The following is a 21,210-nucleotide window of genomic DNA, read 5'->3' as shown; positions in this document are numbered from 1 at the left end:
CTTTGATTGGTATGCACTTATCCAGACATCCGACCAGTTACCCTACCCGCTGGCAAGAGATTGCGGCCAGGCTCGAAGTGGAGCTGCGTACACATTACCGTTGCGGAGACTACCTGCCCGCCGAGCAGCAGCTTGCCGACCGCTACGAGGTGAACCGCCACACTCTGCGCCGCGCCATTGACCAGCTGGTGGAGCGCGGCTGGGTCCAGCGCCGTCAGGGCGTCGGCGTGCTGGTGCTGATGCGCCCGTTTGACTACCCGCTCAACGCCCAGGCGCGTTTTAGCCAGAATCTGCTTGATCAGGGTAGCCATCCAACCAGCGAAAAGCTGCTCTCGGTACTGCGCCCGGCCTCCCGCCACGTGGCGGATGCGCTCGGGATTCAGGAGGGTGACAACGTCGTACACCTGCGCACGTTGCGCCGGGTCAACGGCGTGGCGGTCTGCCAGATCGACCACTACTTCGCGGACCTCACCCTCTGGCCAGTGCTGCAACATTTCGCCAGCGGTTCCCTGCATGATTTCCTTCAGGACGCGACGGGTATCGCGCTCAAACGCACCCAGACGCGCATCAGCGCCCGCCGTGCACAGGCGAAAGAGAGCAAGGTGCTGGAGATCCCCAACATGGCCCCGCTGCTCTGCGTGCGCACCCTCAACCACCGTGACGGCGAGATCAACGCGACGGAATACTCCGTCAGCCTGACCCGCGCCGACATGATTGAATTCACCATGGAGCACTGAATGCACTTCGACACCTCCACCCGACAGCGCTGGATGCGCGTGCTGGCCCATAGCCAGCCTGCTGCGCTGGCCGCCCGCATGAACGCACTCGGCCTGACGCCGGACTACGACACGATCCGCGCGCCGGAGATCGGCCTGGTGCAGATCCAGGCACGCATGGGCGGCACCGGCGAGCGCTTCTTCGCCGGCGATGCCACCCTCACCCGCGCGGCTATCCGCCTTAACAGCGGCACGCTGGGTTATAGCTACGTACTTGGGCGAGACAAAACGCACGCCGAGCGCTGCGCGATGATCGACGCGCTTTTACAGGAACACCCGCATTTCCAGACGTTAATGGAAACCCTTATTGCCCCGCTGGAAGCCGACCGCGCCGCACGCCTTGCCGCGCGTCAGGCCGAAGTGAACACCAGCCGGGTCGACTTCTTTACGCTCGTTCGCGGAGACAACGCATGACGCTTCAACCTGCTTTTACCCTGGCCGTCCAGGATGCCCAACAGAGTTTCCGTCGCCTGCTGAAGGCCATGAGCGAGCCGGGGGTGATTGTCTCCTTGCACCAGCTCTCGCAGGGCTGGCTGCCGCTGAACCTCGCCTCCACCAGCGTGCTGCTGACGCTGGCGGACAACGACACCCCGGTATGGCTGTCAGGCGCATTGCTGAACGATATCGCCAGCCAGAACCTGCGCTTTCACACCAGCGCGCCGCTGGTCGATCAGCCCCAGCAGGCGGTCTTTGCCGTGGCCGACGAGCAAATCAGCCATGAACAGCTTAACGCCCTGAGCGAAGGCAGCGCCGTCGCACCGGAAACCAGCGCCACGCTGATTTTGCAGGTCTCCAGCCTGAGCGGTGGCCGCATGCTTCGCCTGACGGGCGCAGGCATCGCCGACGAGCGGATGGTCGCGCCCCAGCTGCCGGAGTGCATTATCCATGAGCTGACCGAGCGCCCGCACCCGTTCCCGCTCGGCATTGACCTGCTCCTGACCTGCGGCGAGCGCCTGCTGGCAATCCCGCGGACCACTCACGTGGAGGTGTGCTGATGTACGTAGCCGTCAAAGGAGGCGAAAAGGCGATCGCCGCCGCTCATGCCTTACAGGAGCACAGACGCCGGGGCGATGAACAGCTTCCCGAGCTGAGCGTCGCCCAGATTGAGCAACAGCTTAACCTCGCGGTTGACCGCGTGATGACCGAGGGCGGCGTTGCTGACCGCGAGCTTGCAGCGCTGGCGCTGAAGCAGGCCAGCGGCGATAACGTGGAAGCCATCTTCCTGCTGCGCGCCTGGCGCACCACCGTTCCCCGTCTGGCAGTCAGCGAGCCGGTGAACACGGCGGAAATGCGTTTAGAGCGCCGTATTTCAGCGGTGTACAAAGACATTCCCGGCGGCCAGCTGCTTGGCCCGACTTACGACTACACCCATCGTCTGCTGGACTTCACGCTGCTGGCGAACGGCGAAGCCCCAACACTCAGCACTTCAGACGTCGAACAGGAACCGTCTCCGCACGTCTTCAGCCTGCTGGCAAACCAGGGGCTGGCGAAAGCGGAAGAAGACACTGGCGCCACGCCGGGCGACGTCACCCGCACGCCGCCGGTCTACCCGTGCTCACGCTCGTCCCGCCTGCAACAGCTGATGCGCGGCGACGAAGGGTATCTGCTGGCGCTGGCCTACTCCACACAGCGCGGCTACGGGCGCAACCACCCGTTCGCGGCAGAGATCCGCAGCGGCTATCTCGACGTCGAAATCGTGCCGGAAGAGCTGGGTTTTGCGGTGAACGTCGGCGAACTGCTGATGACCGAGTGCGAAATGGTCAACGGTTTCGTCGCGCCAGAGAATGAAGACCCGCATTTTACCCGCGGCTACGGGCTGGTGTTTGGCCTCGGCGAGCGCAAGGCGATGGCGATGGCGCTGGTTGACCGCGCCCTGCAGGCGCCGGACTACGGCGAGCACATTGCCGGCCCGGCGCAGGACGAAGAGTTCGTGCTGGCCCACGCGGACAACGTCGAGGCCGCCGGCTTTGTCTCGCACCTCAAGCTGCCGCACTACGTCGATTTCCAGGCCGAACTGGAACTGCTGAAACGCCTGCAACGGGAGCGCGCTAATGGCTAACTTAAGCGGCTACAACTTTGCCTATCTGGATGAGCAAACTAAACGCATGATCCGCCGCGCCATTTTAAAAGCGGTGGCTATTCCGGGCTATCAGGTGCCGTTTGGTGGCCGTGAAATGCCGATGCCGTACGGCTGGGGCACGGGCGGCATTCAGATCACCGCCAGCGTGATTGGCGAAGCGGACGTGCTGAAGGTTATCGACCAGGGCGCGGACGATACCACCAACGCCGTGTCGATCCGCAACTTCTTTAAGCGCGTGACGGGCGTCAACACCACCGAAAAAACCGAAGACGCGACGCTGATCCAGACCCGCCACCGCATTCCGGAGACTCCGCTGACGGAAGATCAGATTCTGATTTTCCAGGTGCCGATCCCGGAGCCGCTGCGCTTTATCGAGCCGCGCGAAACCGAGACCCGCACCATGCACGCGCTGGAAGAGTACGGGATCATGCAGGTCAAACTGTATGAAGACATCGCCCGCTTCGGCCATATCGCCACCACCTACGCCTACCCGGTGAAGGTCAACGGGCGCTACGTCATGGACCCGTCGCCGATCCCAAAATTCGATAACCCGAAGATGGACATGATGCCTGCCCTGCAACTCTTTGGTGCCGGACGTGAAAAACGCATCTACGCGGTACCGCCGTATACGCGTGTCGAAAGCCTGGATTTTGACGATCACCCGTTTACGGTGCAGGAGTGGGACGAGCCGTGCGCCATCTGCGGATCCAAACACAGCTATCTCGATGAAGTGGTGCTGGACGATACGGGCAAACGGATGTTTGTCTGCTCCGACACCGATTACTGCCGCCAACAGAGCGAGGCGAACGGCCAATGAAACCGCTGCTTTCGGTTAATAACCTGACCCACCTTTATGCGCCGGGAAAAGGCTTCAGCGACGTATCGTTCGAGCTGTGGCCGGGCGAAGTGCTGGGCATTGTCGGCGAGTCCGGCTCCGGCAAAACCACCCTGCTGAAGTCCATCTCCGCGCGTCTGACGCCGCAACACGGCGAGATCCTGTATCAGGGACGCTCCCTCTACGACATAAGCGAGGCCGAGCGCCGTCGCCTGCTGCGCACCGAGTGGGGCGTGGTGCATCAGCACCCGATGGACGGCCTGCGCCGTCAGGTGTCGGCGGGAGGCAATATCGGCGAACGGCTGATGGCCACCGGCGCGCGCCACTACGGCAACATCCGCGCCACCGCACAGCACTGGCTGGAGGAGGTGGAGATCCCCGCCTCGCGCATTGACGACCTGCCAACCACCTTTTCCGGCGGTATGCAGCAGCGTTTGCAAATTGCCCGCAATCTGGTCACCCATCCAAAGCTGGTGTTTATGGATGAACCCACCGGCGGGCTGGACGTCTCCGTGCAGGCCCGCCTGCTCGACCTGCTGCGCAGCCTGGTGGTAGAGCTGAACCTGGCGGTGGTGATTGTCACCCACGATCTGGGCGTTGCGCGCCTGCTGGCGGATCGCCTGCTGGTGATGAAGCAGGGTCAGGTGGTGGAAAGTGGGCTGACCGACCGCGTGCTCGACGACCCGCATCATCCATACACCCAGCTGCTGGTGTCCTCGGTATTACAGAATTAAGAGGCCAACATGATCCACGTTGAAAATGTCAGTAAGACCTTTGTGCTCCACCAGCAAAATGGCGTGCGCCTGCCGGTGCTGCAAAACGCCTCGCTAGAGGTGAGTCAGGGTGAATGCGTGGTGCTGCACGGCCACTCCGGCAGCGGTAAATCGACCCTGCTGCGCTCCCTGTACGCCAACTATTTACCGGACGAAGGCCACATCCATATTCGCCATAACGAAGAGTGGGTCGATCTGGTTCAGGCCCCGGCGCGCAAGGTGCTGGAAGTGCGCCGCTCAACGATCGGCTGGGTTAGTCAGTTCCTGCGGGTGATCCCGCGGATCTCCGCCCTGGACGTGGTGATGCAGCCCCTGCTGGATCGCGGCGTGCCGCGCGAAACCTGCGCCGCCAGGGCCGCCAGCCTGCTGACGCGCCTCAACGTGCCGGAGCGCCTGTGGCACCTCGCCCCGTCGACCTTTTCCGGCGGCGAGCAGCAGCGCGTGAATATCGCGCGCGGGTTTATCGTCGACTATCCGATTTTACTGCTGGATGAACCCACCGCCTCGCTCGATGCTAAAAACAGCGCAGCGGTGATAGCGCTGATCGAACAGGCCAAAGCGCGCGGGGCGGCGATCGTCGGGATCTTCCACGACGACGCCGTCCGCACCCGCGTGGCGGACAGGCTGCACCCGATGGGGACAAACGCATGATTATCAATAATGTCAGGCTGGTGCTGGAAAATGAGGTCGTGAAGGGTTCGGTTGAAATCCAGGACGGCGTCATCCGCGCCTTTGCCGAAACCCAAAGCCGTTCTCCTGAAGCGATGGACGGCGACGGCGGCTGGCTGCTGCCGGGGCTGATTGAGCTGCATACCGATAATCTGGATAAATTCTTCACCCCGCGCCCGAAGGTGGACTGGCCCGCCCATTCGGCAATGAGCAGCCACGACGCGCTGATGGTCGCCAGCGGCATCACCACGGTGCTGGACGCGGTGGCGATCGGCGACGTGCGCGACGGCGGCGATCGTCTGGAAAATCTTGAAAAGATGATCAACGCCGTGGAGGAGACGCAAAAGCGCGGCCTCAACCGCGCCGAGCACCGCCTGCACCTGCGCTGCGAGCTGCCGCACCACACCACCCTGCCGCTGTTTGAAAAGCTGGTCGGGCGCGAGCCGGTCTCGCTGGTCTCCCTGATGGATCACTCCCCGGGACAGCGCCAGTTCGCCAACATTGAAAAGTACCGTGAATACTATCAGGGCAAGTATTCACTCAGCGATGCGGAGATGGCGCGCTATGAAGAAGAGCAACTGGCGCTTGCGGCACAATGGTCGCAGCCGAACCGTCTCTCCATTGCCGCGATGTGTCGGGACCGCAACATTGCGCTGGCCAGCCATGACGATGCCACTCACGATCACGTACGCGAATCCCACCAGCTTGGCAGCGTGATCGCCGAATTTCCCACCACGTTCGAGGCGGCAGAGGCATCGCGCAAACACGGCATGAACGTGCTGATGGGCGCGCCGAACATCGTGCGCGGCGGATCGCACTCCGGCAACGTGGCGGCAAGCAAACTCGCTTCCCTCGGCCTGCTGGATATCCTCTCGTCTGACTACTACCCCGCCAGCCTGCTGGACGCGGCCTTCCGCGTTGCAGACGACGAGGACAACCGCTTTACGCTGCCGCAGGCGATTCGACTGGTGACGAAAAACCCGGCCAGCGCGCTCAACCTTCACGACCGCGGTGAGATTGCCGAAGGCAAACGGGCAGACCTGGTGCTGGCGCACCGCAAGGGCGAGCACGTTCATATCGACCACGTCTGGCGTCAGGGAAAAAGGGTGTTCTGATGGGAAGACTCATCTGGTTAATGGGCCCGTCCGGCTCGGGAAAAGACAGCCTGCTGTCGGCGTTACGGCAGCGGGAACATTCACAGCTGCTGGTGGCGCACCGCTACATTACCCGCGCGGCGAACGCTGGCAGTGAAAACCATATCGCCCTGAGCGAGCAGGAGTTTTTTACCCGCGCCGGGCAAAATCTGCTGGCGCTGAGCTGGCACGCGAACGGCTTTTATTACGGCGTCGGCATCGAGATCGACCTCTGGCTGCACGCGGGCTTCGACGTGCTGGTTAACGGCTCGCGCGCGCATCTGCCGCAGGCCAAAGCCCGGTACGAAGCGGCGCTGCTGCCGGTCTGTTTGCAGGTTTCTCCGGATATTCTGCGCAGCCGCCTGCAAAGCCGGGGGCGCGAAAATGCACGTGAGATCGACCAGCGGCTGGAACGTGCGGCGCGCTACACTCCGTCGGGCTGTCACGTCCTCAATAACGACGGAAGTTTGCTACAGTCAGTCGAGACCTTTTTATCGCTTATTCGCCAGAAGGAGAGACAGCATGCCTGACTGCCAGCTTCGCCCCGCCACCGCCGACGACGCGCAAATCGTTTACGCTCTGATCTGCGAGCTTAAGCAGTGTGAATTTGACCATCAGGCGTTTCACGCCGGATTTCTGGCCAATCTGCAGGATCACAACATGCGCTACCAGCTTGCCGAGCTGGACGGAAAAGCTGTCGGCATGATCGGCCTGCACATGCAGTTTCACCTCCATCACGCCCGCTGGATCGGCGAGATCCAGGAACTTGTGGTGATGCCGCAGGCGCGCGGGTTAAAGATTGGCAGCCAGTTACTGGCATGGGCAGAAGACGTTGCGAGGCAGGCCGGTGCCGAGCTAACGGAGCTCTCCACCAGCGTGAAGCGCACGGACGCCCACCGCTTTTACGTTCGTGAGGGATATACGCAGAGCCATTTTCGCTTCACCAAACCGCTGTAGAGGTGCGTTATGAGTCTGACCATCACGTTAACGGGAACCGGAAGCGCACAGCTGGTCCCGGTCTTTGGCTGCGACTGCGCTGCGTGTCGCAGGGCGCGTTTGCAGGACAACTATCGCCGTCGCCCCTGTAGCGCGGTGGTCAAATTCAACGATGCAGTCACCCTGCTGGATGCGGGCATTCCGCACCTGATGGACGACTGGCCGGCGGGAAGCTTCCAGCAGTTTTTGCTCACGCACTATCATATGGATCACGTCCAGGGGCTGTTCCCCCTGCGCTGGGGCGTGGGCGCAACCATCCCGGTCTACGGCCCGCCGGATGAAGCGGGCTGTGACGACCTGTTTAAACATCCCGGCATTCTGGATTTCAGCCACACGGTCGAGCCGTTCGTGATGTTTGAGCTGCAGGGACTGCGGGTCACGCCGCTGCCGCTCAACCATTCAAAACTGACCTTCGGGTATCTGCTGGAATCGGCCCATAGCCGCGTGGCGTGGCTTTCTGATACCGCCGGGCTGCCGGATAAAACGGTGACGTTTCTGCTCAACAATCAGCCACAGGCGATAATCATCGACTGCAGCCATGAACCGCGTCCGGAGACACCGCGCAACCACAGTGATTTAAATACGGTGATGGCCCTGAACGAGGTGATTGGCTGTCCGCAGGTGATCCTGACGCACATTAGCCATCAGTTTGACGCATGGATGATGGATAACCCGCTGCCGGACGGCATTGAAGCGGGATATGACGGGATGGTACTTGTGCTGGATTAGGTTTTATCCCTCTCCCGTCGGAGAGGGTTGGGGTGAGGGCAACAGGCCGCACTTAGCCGCGATCGTAATCGTCTTCCAACCTGCGCTCGTCCTCTTCTAACCGACGCCTGTCGTCGTCCAGCTGGCGCTGACGCTCGTCTAAGCGGCGGCGTCTGTCTTCGAGCTGCCGACGACGATCGTCGTACTGTCGGCTGTCGATTTGACGGCTGCGGTCGTAACGATCGTCGTCATCGTCATTACGGCTGCTGCTGGGGTTGTAGGCATCGTTGATCGCCTGCTGAATGTTGCCAATGGCGTCATCAATCACATCGGCATGCGCCAGTTGGCTGGTTAAAGTCAGCAGACCAAATAACAGGACGGTAGAGTAACGTTTCATAAGGCCAGACTCGCAGGGGAACTGGCCTTACGGTAATGAATGGCTGGGAACCGGGGTAGCGGAGGATTCTCAAATTACCATCACCTTCCGCAGCGCCTGCGCCAGCTGCTGGCGGGTAAACGGCTTACGAAGTAACGGAACGTCCGGCAGTTGCGGGTTATGCGCCGGGCGCAAATCCTGCCCGCTGATCAGCAGCACCGGAAGCTGCGGATAATGGCTGCGCACATGGTTAATCACCTCGGCCCCGCTCAGGCTTCCGGGCAGCATCAGATCGCTGATAAACATGCCAATATCCGGCGACGCCGCCAGCATGTTCAGGGCCTGTTCGCCGCTGTCCGCTTCGAGCGTCAGGTAGCCAAGCTGATGCAGCTGTTCGCACAGGGTCTGGCGAACGTCCGCCTCATCTTCCAGCACCAGTACAAGCCGCTCGTTATCCACGGACGTTGTGGCAGCCAGCGCTTCATCCTCCGAAACGGCGGGCAGCGTCGAGCGCGGGAGGTGGAGCCGCACGGTCGTTCCCTGCCCCGGCGCGCTTTCGATCTCTACCCGCCCCCCGGACTGACGCACAAAACCGTACACCATCGACAGGCCCAGCCCGCTTCCGCTTCCGGTCTGCTTGGTGGTGAAGAACGGTTCAAAAACCCGGGATTTCACCTCCTGCGACATCCCGCTGCCGCGATCGATGACCTCCAGCGCTACCATATCCTGCCTGCGTCCGTCGCTGCGGGTCACGCGCTGGTTCCAGGTGCGAATTTTGATCGCCCCGCTCTGGCCTTCCATCGCATCCCGGGCGTTCATCACCAGGTTGATAATGGCGTTTTCCAGCTGGCTGACGTCAATCCACGCGGGCCATGCCGGGGTTTGCGCTTCAATCTCCAGGGTAAGCGTGGCGGGCAGCGAGTGGCGCATCAGTTCCCGAAGGTTTTCCAGCAGGGGCAGCATCTCTACTGCATGCGGCGTCAGGGACTGTTTGCGGGAAAACGCCAGCAGCCGCTGGGTCAGCAGCGCGCCGCGTTCGGCTGCCTTCAGCGCACGGGTAATGCGCGGCGCGTCGTTTGATTCGGGGTCTGTCAGCTCAAGGCTGCCGATAATTACCGCCAGCAGGTTGTTAAAATCATGCGCCAGCCCGCCGGTCAGCTGTCCGACGGCCTTCATCTTCTGGCTGTGCAGCAGCGCCTCTTCCAGCCCCTGACGCTCGATGCGGTCGATCTCCATCTGCGTGGTTTTCTCTTTCAGCAGACGTGTGGTGTGCTCAAGCGAGGCGGTGTTGCGGGCAAAAACGTTAAACGCGCGCGCCAGCTCGCCCAGCTCGTCGCGCCGCTGCAGCGCAGGAACAGAAACATCCTGTTCACCGTGGGCAAGTCGCGACATCGCCCGGGAGATGGCCGTCAGGTTGGAGCCCAGATTGCGGTAGATATACCAGCAGGCGCAGCCGGTGATGATCAGCGCCAGCACGGCGAAGATGCTGATAAACACGCTGATGGATTGCAACTCGTGATGGCTCTGGGCCGTGCGAAGCCGGGAAGCCTGCGCCACCTGTTCAACGTACTGATTAATATCGCTATTAAGGATCGCCACCAGCGCCTTAATGTGGAACATATACCAACTGATGGACAGATCGCTCTCCTCCAGCTGCTTCGACAGCGGGGCAAGCTTGCGCAGCTCGGCGTTAAAATCGGGCAGAACGCCCTCCACGACCGGCTGTATGGCGCTTCGGGGCAGCGTGGCGGTCACGGCGTCCAGCTGCTGAACGGTAGCACGCGGCGAAGGTGTATCAATCGCGGCCGCGATCAGCCGATCCATCTCCATCAGCTGCCGCGCGTCCGGCACGTTGCTGCCGAAGCGGCGGTTGATGTCCTGAAGATGGCGTAAATAGCTCTGGCTTTGATAGAGCGAGCTCAGCAGCGCGTTACGCTCAAGATGCCGCTTTTGCCCGCGCTCCAGCATCCCCGTTACGCTTTGCTGTAATTCATTGCTTCTGCGAATAATCCGCGCCACCAGCGCCGGCTCCTGCTGCGCCAGCGGGGCATCCGCCAGCTGTTCCAGCGAGCGGCGCAGCGCCGTTTGCATCTGCTTCAGCCGCTCGGCCTCGCCTTTGTACTCCAGCGCCCCCACTACCTGCGAAAGCCGCACTGCCGCCGTTGCCACGTTGGCCGTGTCGCGCGCGAGGTTCATGCTCCCGGTCATGTCGTCCAGCGTTTGCTGTTGGACCTGCTCCTGGATCTGGCTGGCATGACGAAAGCCGAGCACCGCCACGCCGCTCACCATCAGCGTGACGGCGACCACCAGCAGGTTAAATATCAGCAGGCGACCGCGGGCGCTGGAGAAGAACGGGGGGCGTGAAGACATGTTGACTCCGTAACTGTGATCCACATTCGCTATTCATAACTATGACAAATATGAACAGCTTCTGACATTTTGCATTTACGCACCTGTGATGAAGTGCAGATATCGACATTCACAGGAGATCCGCCATGAGCAGAACCCCGGTTTTAGAGATGCGCCACATTGCCAAAACCTTTGGCAATTTCCACGCGCTCAAGGGCGTGGATTTGACGGTCTTCCCCGGTGAGATCCACGCGCTGATGGGGGAAAACGGCGCGGGAAAAAGCACGCTGATGAAGATCCTCGCGGGGGCCTATACCGCCACCGGCGGCGAGATCCTGATCGACGGCCAGCCGTTTCACATCAAAGGGCCGAAGGACGCGCTGGCCGCAGGCATTACCCTGATTTACCAGGAGATGCAGCTCGCCCCCAATCTGACCGTCGCGGAAAATATCTTCCTCGGCAGCGAGCTGTCGCGCGGCGGGCTGGTGCAGCGCAAGGAGATGGCCGCCCAGGCGCAGGCGGTGATTGACCGTCTCGGCGCGCAGTTCAGCGCCACCGACCTGGTGATGAAGCTGACCATCGCCGAGCAGCAGCAGGTGGAAATCGCCCGCGCGCTGCACCGCAACAGCCGCATCCTGGTGATGGACGAACCCACCGCCGCCCTCTCCTCCCACGAAACCCATCGCCTGTTTGAACTGATTTTGCGCCTGCGCGATGAAGGGATGGCGGTCATCTATATCAGCCACCGCATGGCGGAAGTGTATGAACTCTCTGACCGCGTGAGCGTTCTGCGCGACGGGCAGTACGTCGGCAGCCTGACGCGTGACAAGCTCAACGCCTCCGAGCTGGTAAAAATGATGGTGGGCCGCCCGCTCAGCGATCTGTTCAACAAAGAGCGCGATATCCCTCTCGGCAGCCCGCGTCTCAACGTGCACCACCTCACCGACGGTAAAAAAGTGCAGCCATGCAGCCTGCAGGTGCGCTCCGGTGAAATCGTCGGGCTGGCGGGGCTGGTCGGGGCCGGACGCTCCGAGCTGGCGCAGTTGATTTTCGGCGTGCGCAAGGCCACCGGCGGGATGATTGAGGTGGACGGCGAGCCGGTGGTGATCCACTCCCCGCGCGCGGCCATTGAAAACGGGATTGGTTTTCTCACCGAGAACCGCAAGGAGCAGGGGCTGTTTCTGGAGCTGGCGGCGCAGGAGAACATCACCATGGCGACGCTGGAGCGCGACGCCACCTTCGGCATGCTTAACCGCAAAAAAGCCCAGTCCATTTCCGATGATGCTATCGCCCTGCTTAACATCCGCGTGCCCCATTCTCAGGTGCGCGCGGGCGGGCTCTCCGGCGGCAACCAGCAAAAGCTGCTGATCTCCCGCTGGGTGGCGATTGGTCCGCGCATTCTGATTCTCGACGAACCCACGCGCGGGGTGGACGTCGGTGCCAAAAGCGAGATCTACCGCATCATGAACCAGATGGCGCGCAAGGGGGTGGCGATTCTGATGATCTCCAGCGAGCTGCCGGAAGTGGTAGGCATGAGCGACCGGGTGTACGTAATGCGGGAAGGCAGCATTGCGGGTGAACTGCACGGGCGCGACATCTCTCAGGAAAATATTATGACGCTGGCAACCGGCGTGAACGACACACATCATCAGGCGGTGCAATCATGACAACTCCAACCCATCCGCAGCAGGTGGCGAAATCCGCCTCCGCCAAAAAAATGCTGATGAGCGATCTGATGCAAACGGTCGGCATTTTGCCGATTTTAATCCTGATTGTGGCGGTGTTTGGCTTTATCGCCCCGAACTTCTTTACCGAAAGTAACCTGCTCAACATTACCCGTCAGGCGTCGATCAACATCGTGCTGGCGGCGGGAATGACCTTCATCATTCTGACCGGCGGGATTGACCTCTCCGTGGGCTCGATTCTCGGCACCACGGCGGTGGCGGCGATGGTGGTCTCGCTTATTCCTGAATTCGCGATGCTCTCCATTCCGGCGGCGCTGATGCTCGGCATGGTGCTGGGGCTGTTCAACGGCGCGCTGGTGGCCTTCGCCGGGCTGCCGCCGTTTATCGTCACGCTCGGCACCTATACGGCGCTGCGAGGCGCAGCGTATCTGCTGGCGGACGGCACCACGGTGATTAACTCCAACATCAGCTTCGAGTGGATCGGCAATAACTACCTCGGCCCGATTCCGTGGCTCGTAGTCATTGCCCTGGCGGTCATCGCTATCTGCTGGTTCATCCTGCGCCGCACCACGCTCGGCGTTCATATCTACGCGGTCGGCGGCAACATGCAGGCGGCGCGCTTAACCGGCATCAAAGTCTGGCTGGTGCTGCTTTTTGTCTACGGCATGAGCGGCCTGCTCTCCGGCCTCGGCGGGGTGATGAGCGCCTCGCGCCTCTACAGCGCCAACGGCAACCTCGGCACGGGTTACGAGTTGGATGCGATTGCGGCGGTGATCCTCGGCGGCACCAGCTTCGTCGGCGGGATCGGCACGATCACCGGCACGCTGGTAGGGGCGCTGATCATCGCCACCCTCAACAACGGCATGACGCTGATGGGCGTCTCCTACTTCTGGCAGCTGGTGATCAAAGGGGCGGTGATCATCATAGCGGTGCTGATCGACAAATACCGTACCCGACATCATCAAAGTGCATAACAACAATACCCTACAAGCGAGGAAGACAAGATGCGTTTGAAACCCTTAGTGACCGCGCTCTGTGCTGGCGCCCTGCTGGCCGCAACGCCGTTTGCGCAGGCAAAAGATCTGAAGTCCATCGGCGTGACGGTGGGCGACCTGGCTAACCCGTTCTTCGTGCAGATCACCAAAGGTGCCGAGCTGGAAGCGCGCAAGCTGGCTGGCGATAACGTCAAGGTGACGCTGGTTTCCAGCGGGTACGATCTGGGCCAGCAGGTGTCGCAGATCGATAACTTCATCGCCGCGAAGGTGGACATGATCATCCTCAACGCTGCGGATTCCAAAGGGATCGGCCCGGCGGTGAAGCGAGCCAAAGAAGCGGGGATCGTGGTCGTGGCGGTGGACGTGGCGGCGGAAGGGGCCGATGCGACCATCACCTCCGATAATACCCAGGCGGGGGAAATGGCCTGTAAGTACATTACCGACCGCCTGAAAGGCAAAGGCAACGTGGTGATCATCAACGGACCGCCGGTCTCCGCGGTGCAGAACCGCGTGGAAGGCTGCCAGACGGAATTCAAAAAACATCCGGGCATCAAGGTGCTCTCGGACAACCAGAATGCCAAAGGCAGTCGTGAAGGCGGGCTGGAAGTGATGACCTCTCTGCTGGCGGCCAATCCGAAGATCGACGGCGTATTCGCGATTAACGATCCGACCGCGATCGGCGCCGATCTGGCGGCGAAACAGGCCCAGCGCAACGAGTTCTTTATCGTCGGCGTGGACGGTTCCCCGGACGGTGAAGAGGCGCTGAAGCGCGAAAACTCCCTGTTTGTGGCGACCCCGGCGCAGGATCCGCAGGTGATGGCGGCGAAGGCGGTGGAGATCGGCTATGACATTCTGCAGGGCAAACCTGCGCCGAAAGAGCCTGTGCTGATCCCGGTGACGATGATCGATAAAAAGAACGTCGGCACGTATAAGGGGTGGACGGTTAAATGATCCTTTTCCCTCTCCCACAGGGAGAGGGAACTGTTTTCAAGGAGTCCCCATGAAACGCTCCGACATTAACGAAATCCTCGGCCACACGCGGCAGTTCTTTTCCATGCACGACGTGCATCTCCCGCCGTTTGCCAGCTTTCCACCCACAAAATGGCAGCAGCTTGATCGGGCCGCATGGCAGGAAGTGTTTGACCTCAAGCTCGGCTGGGACGTGACCGCTTTCGGCGGCAACAGCTTTGCCGCGCAGGGTCTGACCCTGTTTACCCTGCGCAACGGCTCCCCCAACGGCGTGCCCTATGAGAAGTGCTACGCCGAAAAAATCATGCACGTGCGCGACGGCCAGGTGACGCCGATGCATTTTCACTGGCGCAAGCGGGAGGACATCATTAACCGGGGCGGCGGGAACCTGATTATTGAGTTATGGAATGCGGGAGCGCATGAAGAGACAGAAAACACCGACGTGACCGTCACGATTGACGGCTGTCGGCAAACCCATGCTCCCGGCAGCCAGCTGCGCCTCACACCAGGGGAAAGCATCTGTCTCACGCCCGGTCTGTATCACAGCTTCTGGGGCGAACGCGGCTTTGGCGACGTGCTGGTGGGCGAAGTGTCGTCGGTGAATGACGACGAGCACGACAACCACTTTTTGCAGCCCGTTGCCCGCTATAACAACATCGAAGAAGACGAACCGGCGGTGCTGGTGCTGTGCAACGAGTACAACCTGTTTCGGAGATAAGGAGTGAATGATGCCACTGATTTCTCTTGCCGACGGTCTTGAGCACGCCAGGAAACACCGCTACGCGCTGGGCGCGTTCAACGTGCTCGACTCCCATTTCCTGCGCGCGCTGTTTGCCGCCGCAAAGCAGGAACGCTCGCCGTTTATCATCAACATCGCCGAAGTGCACTTTAAGTATGTGTCCCTGGATTCGCTGGTCGAAGCGGTTAAGTTCGAAGCCGCCCGCCACGATATTCCCGTGGTGCTGAATCTCGACCACGGTCTGCATTTCGAGGCCGTCGTGCGCGCCCTGCGCCTGGGGTTTAGCTCGGTGATGTTCGACGGCTCGACGCTGAGCTACGAGGAGAACATTCGTCAGACCCGGGAAGTGGTGAAGATGTGCCACGCGGTGGGCATCTCGGTGGAGGCGGAACTGGGCGCGGTCGGCGGGGATGAAGGCGGCGCGCTGTACGGACATGCGGATGAAGCGTTCTTTACCGACCCGCAGCTGGCGCGGGAGTTTGTCGATAAGACCGGCATCGACGCGCTGGCGGTCGCCATCGGCAACGCGCACGGCAAATACAAAGGCGAGCCGAAGCTCGATTTCCCGCGCCTGGACGCCATTCGTCAGCAGACGGGGCTGCCGCTGGTGCTGCACGGCGGCTCCGGGATTAGCGATGCCGACTTCCGCCGCTCCATCGAGCTGGGCATTCATAAAATCAACTTCTACACCGGCATGTCGCAGGCCGCGCTCGCCGCCGTTGAGCAGCGCATGGCGAACCGCCAGCCGCTGTACGATGAATTTGCCGAACTGCTGCTGGGGATAGAAGAGGCGATTACCGATACGGTCGCCGAACAGATGCGCATCTTCGGCAGCGCGGGGCAGGCATGATGGAACGCAAAGGTATCATCGCCGCAGGCAACATGCTGGTGGACCACGTCCACCAGATCGTGCAGTGGCCGGAGCGCGGCTGGCTGGCGGAAATCACCCACAGCGAACGCTCAACCGGCGGCGCGCCGCTCAACGTCCTGCTGACGCTGGCAAAAATGCACGTTGGCCTGCCGCTGCAGGCGGTGGGGCTGATTGGCGAAGACGGCGACGGGGACTACATTCTGGCAATGCTCGACCAGTACCACGTCAACCGCCAGCGCGTACAGCGCACCACCTTTGCGCCAACCTCCATGTCGCAGGTGATGACCGATCCCAGCGGACAGCGCACCTTTTTCCACTCGCCCGGAGCCAACCGCCTGCTGGATCTTCCCGCCTTCGATCGCTTAGACGGATCGATGAAGATCTTCCATCTCGGCTATCTCCTGCTGCTCGACAGCCTGGATATGCCCGATGACGAATTTGGCACCCGCAGCGCGCGACTGCTGGCGCAGATGCGTGACCAGGGGTATGAAACCTCGCTCGATCTGGTTTCCCGCAAGGGCGACCCGCGCTATCAGCCGCTGGTGCTCCCTGCCCTTCGCCATCTCGACTATCTGGTAATTAACGAGCTGGAGGCCGGTGAGTTTAGCGGCCTGACAATGCGTGACGAAAACGATGCCCCGCACATTGCCCATATCGCGGACGCCGCGGCGCAGCTGCTGGCGGCCGGCGTACGCCAGCGGGTGGTGATCCACTGTCCGGAAGGCGCATGGGGAGAAGCTCGCGGTGAAGCGGGTCGCTGGATCCCGTCATGGATGCTGGAGCAGGAAGAGATTATCGGCAGCGTCGGCGCGGGCGATGCCTTTTGCGCGGGCTTTTTATACGGCTGCCATGAATCGCTGCCGCTGACAGAAAGTATTTATCTGGCGCACGCCTGCGCGCGGGCAAGCCTGCTGGCCGCCAATGCGATTGACGGCGCAAAAACGCTGGCCGAGCTGCAGGCGTTTATTCGCGAGAGTATTTAATTTAACAATAATTGCGATTTTTCATTACAGTTCTATGAATTTTATATTCCCGAACTACACTCTCTCCATCTGGCATATTCGGCGTGGGCAGCACTCTGTCCGCACGCTTTTCCGAAATGAGATAGAAAGAGGACAAGGGAAAAATGTTCGCAGTCATCATCATCGGTATTTTCATTATCAGCGTTATTTATGCGCATTCCCGCGGCAAAGAAAAACAGACGCTTTCCCGTCAGCTCTTCGACCATTCGACGTTTATGGCGCCCATCAATATGTTTATGACGGCGTTTTCTTCCCTGCCCGCCAGGCAGCCTTTCTTTGAAACAGAGCGCTTCCCGGAATTAAATAAGCTGACGGAAAACTGGCTGGTTATTCGCGAAGAGGCGCTGCGTTTGCAGCATCATATTAAGGCAGCGGAAAATAATAACGACGCCGGCTTTAACACCTTTTTTAAACGCGGCTGGAAACGTTTTTATCTGAAGTGGTATGCCGATGCCCATCCCTCCGCGCAGTCTTTATGCCCGGTGACGACCCGGCTGGTGAGTGAAATCCCTTCGGTGAAGGCGGCCATGTTTGCCGAGCTGCCGGCGGGTGCAAAGCTTGGCAAGCACCGGGATCCGTATGCGGGCTCGGTTCGTTACCATCTGGGCTTATTCACCCCGAATGACGATCGCTGCTTTATTGAAGTCGACGGGCAGCGCCACAGCTGGCGGGATGGTGAAGCCGTTATTTTTGATGAGACCTACGTCCCCTGGGCAGAAAATAAATCGGATCAAACGCGCATTATTCTCTTCTGCGATATCGAGCGTCCGATGAAATGGCGCTGGGCGCAGGCGGTTAACCATTGGGTGGGAACCACGCTGCTGTCTGCGGCCAGGTCACCGAATGACGAGAATGACAGCACCGGCGGCATTAACCGCATTTTTAAATACGTTCATGCGGGCCGCGAACGGGGGCAGCGTCTGAAAAAAAGGAACCGTAAGGCCTATTACGCCCTCAAGTATTTGTGCATCATCGCGATTTTTGCCGCCATCATTGTTCCGGCAATAACGTAAGCCTTATGCCGCTTGTTCGGGCCGGCTCACGTCAGTGGCAAACACGTAACCCAACCCGCGGATGGTTTTGATGAGCGCAGGCTGATGCGGGTTAGCCTCTATTTTCCGGCGCAGGCGCATGATCAGCACGTCAATCGTGCGGTCGAACACGTCGGCGCTTTCGCTGTGGGTCAGCTCAAGCAGCCGATCGCGGCTCAGCACCCGGCGGGCATTTTGCGTGAGCGCCAGCAGCAGGCCGTACTCGCCCTGGGTTAAGGGCACGGTATTACGCTGCGGATCAATCAGCTCACAGCGGGCGGTGTCCAGCGTCCAGTCGTTGAAGGTTATCCCCGCTGCACGTGGCATCGGCGCTTCGGCTGCCAGCGCTCCGGTACGACGCAGCACGGCCTTAACGCGAGCCACCACCACGCGTGGATTAAACGGTTTGCCAATATAATCGTCAGCCCCCATCTCCAGCCCCACCACCACGTCTGATTCACTGCCCAGCCCGGTTAACATGATCACCGGTAGCGCCGGGCGCTGCTTTTGCAGTTGCAGCAAAACCTGCAGGCCGTTGATGTCCGGCAGCATCATATCCAGCAGAACAAGGGCGATAGCCGGCTCCTGTTGGACCTGCCGCAGCGCATCCTGGCCGTTGTGGCAGACAAGTACGCTAAAGACATGCTCGCTCAGCACATCCTGCAGCAGTTCACACACTGCCATATCGTCATCAACCACCAGAATCGCCGGTTTCATCATATGCTTCCGTCAGGGGATCATGTTAAGTCTGAACCATTCTGCCGTCGGCTCCAGTGAAATGAATTTTTCCGTGACGGAAATTCAACCCATGTCACATCCGCCGCTCATTCGACACGTCAATTTTGACGATTGTCTGCTTTTCGTCAGGGATTTCGCCGGGAATGCACCGTAAAGCCGGTGAGTAACCCCACTAAAAACATGGCATAGAAGCTGCATTAGTCGGTGCGAAAGATTTGATTAACTGGAGCAGACTGATGAAAAAAGTCGTCACGGTTTGCCCTTATTGTGCCTCAGGTTGCAAGATCCACCTGGTGGTCGATAACGGCAAAATCGTCCGGGCGGAGGCCGCTCAGGGGAAAACCAACCAGGGCACGCTGTGCCTGAAGGGGTATTACGGCTGGGATTTTATTAACGATACACAAATCCTCACCCCACGCCTGAAAAACCCTATGATCCGCCGCGAGCGCGGCGGCAAGCTGGAAGCCGTCTCCTGGAACGAGGCGCTGGATTACGTCGCCACGCGCCTGAGTGCCATTAAGGCCAAGTATGGCCCGGATGCCATTCAGACCACCGGCTCCTCACGCGGGACCGGGAATGAAACCAACTACGTGATGCAAAAATTCGCGCGCGCCGTTATTGGTACCAATAACGTCGACTGCTGCGCTCGCGTCTGACACGGCCCATCGGTTGCAGGTCTGCACCAGTCGGTCGGTAACGGCGCAATGAGTAATGCTATCAACGAGATAGATAACACCGATCTGGTGTTTATCTTCGGTTATAACCCGGCGGATTCTCACCCTATCGTCGCGAACCACGTGATTCGCGCTAAACAGAACGGGGCGAAAATTATCGTCTGCGATCCGCGCAAAATCGAAACCGCGCGCATTGCGGATATGCACATTGCGCTGAAAAACGGCTCGAATATCGCGCTGTTGAATGCGATGGGGCACGTCATTATCGAGGAAAACCTGTACGACCAGGCGTTTGTCGCCACGCGTACGGAAGGGTTTGAAGAGTACCGGAAAATTGTCGAAGGCTACACGCCGGAGTCGGTAGAGGCGATAACCGGTGTCAGCGCGCAGGAGATCCGCCAGGCGGCACGGATGTATGCCGGAGCGAAAACCGCCGCCATCCTGTGGGGCATGGGCGTGACCCAGTTCTACCAGGGCGTGGAAACCGTGCGCTCCCTGACCAGCCTCGCGATGCTGACCGGGAATCTGGGCAAAGCGCACGTCGGCGTTAACCCGGTTCGCGGCCAGAATAACGTCCAGGGTGCCTGCGACATGGGCGCGCTGCCGGACACCTATCCGGGCTACCAGTACGTGAAGTACCCGGAAAACCGCGAGAAGTTCGCGAAGGCCTGGGGCGTGGAGAGCCTGCCGGCACACACCGGCTATCGCATCAGCGAACTGCCGCACCGCGCGGCGCACGGTGAAGTGCGGGCGGCCTACATCATGGGTGAAGATCCGCTCCAGACCGACGCCGAGCTGTCTGCGGTGCGCAAAGGCTTTGAGGATCTGGAGCTGGTGATTGTCCAGGATATCTTCATGACCAAAACCGCGGCGGCGGCGGATGTGATTCTCCCGTCGACCTCCTGGGGCGAGCATGAAGGCGTCTATACGGCGGCGGACCGCGGCTTCCAGCGCTTCTTTAAGGCGGTCGAGCCGAAGTGGGATTTGAAAACGGACTGGCAGATCATCAGCGAAATCGCCACCCGCATGGGCTACCCGATGCACTACAACAACACCCAGGAGATCTGGGACGAGCTGCGGCATCTGTGCCCGGACTTTTATGGGGCAACCTATGAAAAAATGGGTGAGCTGGGCTACATCCAGTGGCCGTGCCGGGACGAGTCGGAGGCAGACCAGGGGACGTCGTATCTCTTTAAAGAGAAATTTGACACGCCGAACGGGCTGGCGCAGTTCTTCACCTGCGACTGGGTTGCGCCGATCGATAAACTCACCGAGGAGTACCCGATGGTGCTCTCTACCGTGCGTGAAGTAGGCCACTACTCCTGCCGTTCAATGACCGGCAACTGCGCCGCGCTGGCGGCGCTGGCGGACGAACCGGGCTACGCGCAGATCAACACCGCCGATGCGGAGCGCCTCGGCATTGAGGATGAAGCGCTGGTGTGGGTGAATTCGCGCAAAGGCCGCATCATTACCCGCGCGCAGGTCAGCGACCGTCCCAACAAAGGGGCGGTCTATATGACCTACCAGTGGTGGATTGGTGCCTGTAACGAGCTGGTGACGGAGAACCTCAGCCCGATAACCAAAACGCCGGAGTACAAATACTGCGCCGTCAACGTGGAGCCAATTGCGGATCAGCACGCGGCGGAACAGTATGTGATCGACGAATATAACAAGCTGAAAGCCCGACTGCGTGAAAGCGCAATGGGTTGATGCCGTTAATTAATCGATGAATAAAGGGAGTGAGATATTCACTCCCTTTTTATTTCCGCTTAACACATTAAAAATATCAAT

General features: G+C 60.3%; 22 protein-coding genes. 19 read left to right on the top strand and 3 right to left on the bottom strand.

Features of this window, described 5'->3' with window-relative positions; all coding sequences use genetic code 11:
* Window positions 1–11: 11 nt before the first annotated feature.
* Genes phnF through phnP form a run of 11 tightly spaced genes read left to right on the top strand, consistent with a single transcriptional unit; the run spans window position 12 to window position 7,991 of the window.
* Window positions 12–737, top strand: a complete 726-nt coding sequence (gene phnF, locus IB212_RS01790) for a phosphonate metabolism transcriptional regulator PhnF (RefSeq protein ID WP_041911508.1) — start codon at window positions 12–14, stop codon at window positions 735–737.
* On the top strand, window positions 738–1,190 hold the full coding sequence (gene phnG, locus IB212_RS01785; RefSeq protein ID WP_041911509.1) for a phosphonate C-P lyase system protein PhnG: 453 nt from the start codon (window positions 738–740) through the stop codon (window positions 1,188–1,190). It begins immediately after the preceding gene.
* Window positions 1,187–1,771 (top strand): phosphonate C-P lyase system protein PhnH, encoded by a 585-nt coding sequence (gene phnH / locus IB212_RS01780; RefSeq protein ID WP_041911510.1) that lies wholly within the window; start codon window positions 1,187–1,189, stop codon window positions 1,769–1,771. The genes phnG and phnH overlap by 4 nt, the downstream gene beginning before the upstream one ends.
* A complete protein-coding gene (locus IB212_RS01775; protein WP_041911511.1) occupies window positions 1,771–2,835 on the top strand; it encodes a carbon-phosphorus lyase complex subunit PhnI in 1,065 nt (354 codons plus the stop codon). Before phnH ends, IB212_RS01775 begins: the two co-directional genes overlap by 1 nt.
* A complete protein-coding gene (phnJ, locus tag IB212_RS01770; RefSeq protein ID WP_041911512.1) occupies window positions 2,828–3,673 on the top strand; it encodes an alpha-D-ribose 1-methylphosphonate 5-phosphate C-P-lyase PhnJ in 846 nt (281 codons plus the stop codon). The genes IB212_RS01775 and phnJ overlap by 8 nt, the downstream gene beginning before the upstream one ends.
* Window positions 3,670–4,425: a phosphonate C-P lyase system protein PhnK gene (gene phnK, locus IB212_RS01765; RefSeq protein ID WP_041911513.1), complete on the top strand. Its 756-nt coding sequence runs from the start codon at window positions 3,670–3,672 to the stop codon at window positions 4,423–4,425. Before phnJ ends, phnK begins: the two co-directional genes overlap by 4 nt.
* 9 nt (window positions 4,426–4,434) lie before the next feature.
* Window positions 4,435–5,115 (top strand): phosphonate C-P lyase system protein PhnL, encoded by a 681-nt coding sequence (gene phnL, locus IB212_RS01760; protein WP_041911514.1) that lies wholly within the window; start codon window positions 4,435–4,437, stop codon window positions 5,113–5,115.
* Window positions 5,112–6,248 carry an alpha-D-ribose 1-methylphosphonate 5-triphosphate diphosphatase gene (gene phnM, locus IB212_RS01755; RefSeq protein ID WP_041911515.1) on the top strand — a complete coding sequence of 379 codons (1,137 nt, stop codon included), beginning with the start codon at window positions 5,112–5,114 and terminating at the stop codon, window positions 6,246–6,248. Before phnL ends, phnM begins: the two co-directional genes overlap by 4 nt.
* Window positions 6,245–6,796: a ribose 1,5-bisphosphokinase gene (gene phnN / locus IB212_RS01750; protein ID WP_028015204.1), complete on the top strand. Its 552-nt coding sequence runs from the start codon at window positions 6,245–6,247 to the stop codon at window positions 6,794–6,796. The genes phnM and phnN overlap by 4 nt, the downstream gene beginning before the upstream one ends.
* The gene (phnO, locus tag IB212_RS01745) at window positions 6,789–7,223 is read left to right on the top strand and encodes an aminoalkylphosphonate N-acetyltransferase (protein WP_041911516.1); all 435 of its coding nucleotides are present in this window, start codon (window positions 6,789–6,791) and stop codon (window positions 7,221–7,223) included. The genes phnN and phnO overlap by 8 nt, the downstream gene beginning before the upstream one ends.
* Before the next feature lie 9 nt (window positions 7,224–7,232).
* Window positions 7,233–7,991 carry a phosphonate metabolism protein PhnP gene (phnP, locus tag IB212_RS01740; protein WP_041911517.1) on the top strand — a complete coding sequence of 253 codons (759 nt, stop codon included), beginning with the start codon at window positions 7,233–7,235 and terminating at the stop codon, window positions 7,989–7,991.
* A 52-nt stretch (window positions 7,992–8,043) separates the two neighbouring features.
* Here phnP and yjdP read toward each other — a convergent pair whose 3' ends face one another.
* A complete protein-coding gene (yjdP, locus tag IB212_RS01735) occupies window positions 8,044–8,367 on the bottom strand; it encodes a DDRRRQL repeat protein YjdP (RefSeq protein ID WP_028015201.1) in 324 nt (107 codons plus the stop codon).
* Window positions 8,368–8,436: 69 nt separating this feature from the next.
* On the bottom strand, window positions 8,437–10,716 hold the full coding sequence (locus IB212_RS01730) for an ATP-binding protein (protein ID WP_041911518.1): 2,280 nt from the start codon (window positions 10,714–10,716) through the stop codon (window positions 8,437–8,439).
* A gap of 125 nt (window positions 10,717–10,841) precedes the next feature.
* Between IB212_RS01730 and IB212_RS01725 the strand changes: the two genes are divergently transcribed.
* The 7 genes from IB212_RS01725 (at window position 10,842) to lpxO (ending at window position 17,989) form a co-directional block, all read left to right on the top strand.
* On the top strand, window positions 10,842–12,362 hold the full coding sequence (locus tag IB212_RS01725; protein WP_041911519.1) for a sugar ABC transporter ATP-binding protein: 1,521 nt from the start codon (window positions 10,842–10,844) through the stop codon (window positions 12,360–12,362).
* The gene (locus IB212_RS01720; protein ID WP_032662554.1) at window positions 12,359–13,354 is read left to right on the top strand and encodes an ABC transporter permease subunit; all 996 of its coding nucleotides are present in this window, start codon (window positions 12,359–12,361) and stop codon (window positions 13,352–13,354) included. Before IB212_RS01725 ends, IB212_RS01720 begins: the two co-directional genes overlap by 4 nt.
* Window positions 13,355–13,384: 30 nt before the next feature.
* A complete protein-coding gene (locus IB212_RS01715) occupies window positions 13,385–14,326 on the top strand; it encodes an ABC transporter substrate-binding protein (RefSeq protein WP_041911520.1) in 942 nt (313 codons plus the stop codon).
* Between the two features lie 49 nt (window positions 14,327–14,375).
* Window positions 14,376–15,062, top strand: a complete 687-nt coding sequence (locus IB212_RS01710) for a D-lyxose/D-mannose family sugar isomerase (RefSeq protein WP_041911521.1) — start codon at window positions 14,376–14,378, stop codon at window positions 15,060–15,062.
* 10 nt (window positions 15,063–15,072) lie between these two features.
* The gene (locus tag IB212_RS01705) at window positions 15,073–15,933 is read left to right on the top strand and encodes a ketose 1,6-bisphosphate aldolase (RefSeq protein WP_041911522.1); all 861 of its coding nucleotides are present in this window, start codon (window positions 15,073–15,075) and stop codon (window positions 15,931–15,933) included.
* Window positions 15,933–16,937: a carbohydrate kinase family protein gene (locus IB212_RS01700; protein ID WP_032655361.1), complete on the top strand. Its 1,005-nt coding sequence runs from the start codon at window positions 15,933–15,935 to the stop codon at window positions 16,935–16,937. The genes IB212_RS01705 and IB212_RS01700 overlap by 1 nt, the downstream gene beginning before the upstream one ends.
* 143 nt (window positions 16,938–17,080) lie before the next feature.
* Window positions 17,081–17,989, top strand: coding sequence for a lipid A hydroxylase LpxO (gene lpxO, locus IB212_RS01695; RefSeq protein ID WP_188246073.1), 909 nt, complete (start codon window positions 17,081–17,083; stop codon window positions 17,987–17,989).
* A gap of 3 nt (window positions 17,990–17,992) precedes the next feature.
* Here the strand turns inward: lpxO and IB212_RS01690 are convergent, their stop codons facing one another.
* Window positions 17,993–18,724: a response regulator gene (locus IB212_RS01690; RefSeq protein WP_041911524.1), complete on the bottom strand. Its 732-nt coding sequence runs from the start codon at window positions 18,722–18,724 to the stop codon at window positions 17,993–17,995.
* A 257-nt stretch (window positions 18,725–18,981) separates the two neighbouring features.
* Here IB212_RS01690 and fdhF point away from each other — a divergent pair, with 257 nt between their 5' ends.
* Window positions 18,982–21,129: a formate dehydrogenase subunit alpha gene (gene fdhF, locus IB212_RS01685; protein ID WP_080350604.1), complete on the top strand. Its 2,148-nt coding sequence runs from the start codon at window positions 18,982–18,984 to the stop codon at window positions 21,127–21,129.
* Window positions 21,130–21,210: the final 81 nt, after the last annotated feature.

This window comes from Enterobacter sp. E12, from assembly GCF_014596715.2.
GTDB lineage: Bacteria > Pseudomonadota > Gammaproteobacteria > Enterobacterales > Enterobacteriaceae > Enterobacter > Enterobacter bugandensis.
This window is presented reverse-complemented; position numbering and strand designations above follow the sequence as displayed.

What these genes read in the sequence shown, in the direction of transcription:
- phnF (WP_041911508.1), top strand. Translation starts at nt 12, where the DNA reads ATGCACTTATCCAGACATCCGACCAGTTACCCTACCCGCTGGCAAGAG.
- phnG (WP_041911509.1), top strand. Translation starts at nt 738, where the DNA reads ATGCACTTCGACACCTCCACCCGACAGCGCTGGATGCGCGTGCTGGCC.
- phnH (WP_041911510.1), top strand. Translation starts at nt 1,187, where the DNA reads ATGACGCTTCAACCTGCTTTTACCCTGGCCGTCCAGGATGCCCAACAG.
- IB212_RS01775 (WP_041911511.1), top strand. Translation starts at nt 1,771, where the DNA reads ATGTACGTAGCCGTCAAAGGAGGCGAAAAGGCGATCGCCGCCGCTCAT.
- phnJ (WP_041911512.1), top strand. Translation starts at nt 2,828, where the DNA reads ATGGCTAACTTAAGCGGCTACAACTTTGCCTATCTGGATGAGCAAACT.
- phnK (WP_041911513.1), top strand. Translation starts at nt 3,670, where the DNA reads ATGAAACCGCTGCTTTCGGTTAATAACCTGACCCACCTTTATGCGCCG.
- phnL (WP_041911514.1), top strand. Translation starts at nt 4,435, where the DNA reads ATGATCCACGTTGAAAATGTCAGTAAGACCTTTGTGCTCCACCAGCAA.
- phnM (WP_041911515.1), top strand. Translation starts at nt 5,112, where the DNA reads ATGATTATCAATAATGTCAGGCTGGTGCTGGAAAATGAGGTCGTGAAG.
- phnO (WP_041911516.1), top strand. Translation starts at nt 6,789, where the DNA reads ATGCCTGACTGCCAGCTTCGCCCCGCCACCGCCGACGACGCGCAAATC.
- phnP (WP_041911517.1), top strand. Translation starts at nt 7,233, where the DNA reads ATGAGTCTGACCATCACGTTAACGGGAACCGGAAGCGCACAGCTGGTC.
- yjdP (WP_028015201.1), bottom strand. Translation starts at nt 8,367, where the DNA reads ATGAAACGTTACTCTACCGTCCTGTTATTTGGTCTGCTGACTTTAACC.
- IB212_RS01730 (WP_041911518.1), bottom strand. Translation starts at nt 10,716, where the DNA reads ATGTCTTCACGCCCCCCGTTCTTCTCCAGCGCCCGCGGTCGCCTGCTG.
- IB212_RS01725 (WP_041911519.1), top strand. Translation starts at nt 10,842, where the DNA reads ATGAGCAGAACCCCGGTTTTAGAGATGCGCCACATTGCCAAAACCTTT.
- IB212_RS01720 (WP_032662554.1), top strand. Translation starts at nt 12,359, where the DNA reads ATGACAACTCCAACCCATCCGCAGCAGGTGGCGAAATCCGCCTCCGCC.
- IB212_RS01715 (WP_041911520.1), top strand. Translation starts at nt 13,385, where the DNA reads ATGCGTTTGAAACCCTTAGTGACCGCGCTCTGTGCTGGCGCCCTGCTG.
- IB212_RS01710 (WP_041911521.1), top strand. Translation starts at nt 14,376, where the DNA reads ATGAAACGCTCCGACATTAACGAAATCCTCGGCCACACGCGGCAGTTC.
- IB212_RS01705 (WP_041911522.1), top strand. Translation starts at nt 15,073, where the DNA reads ATGCCACTGATTTCTCTTGCCGACGGTCTTGAGCACGCCAGGAAACAC.
- IB212_RS01700 (WP_032655361.1), top strand. Translation starts at nt 15,933, where the DNA reads ATGGAACGCAAAGGTATCATCGCCGCAGGCAACATGCTGGTGGACCAC.
- lpxO (WP_188246073.1), top strand. Translation starts at nt 17,081, where the DNA reads ATGTTCGCAGTCATCATCATCGGTATTTTCATTATCAGCGTTATTTAT.
- IB212_RS01690 (WP_041911524.1), bottom strand. Translation starts at nt 18,724, where the DNA reads ATGAAACCGGCGATTCTGGTGGTTGATGACGATATGGCAGTGTGTGAA.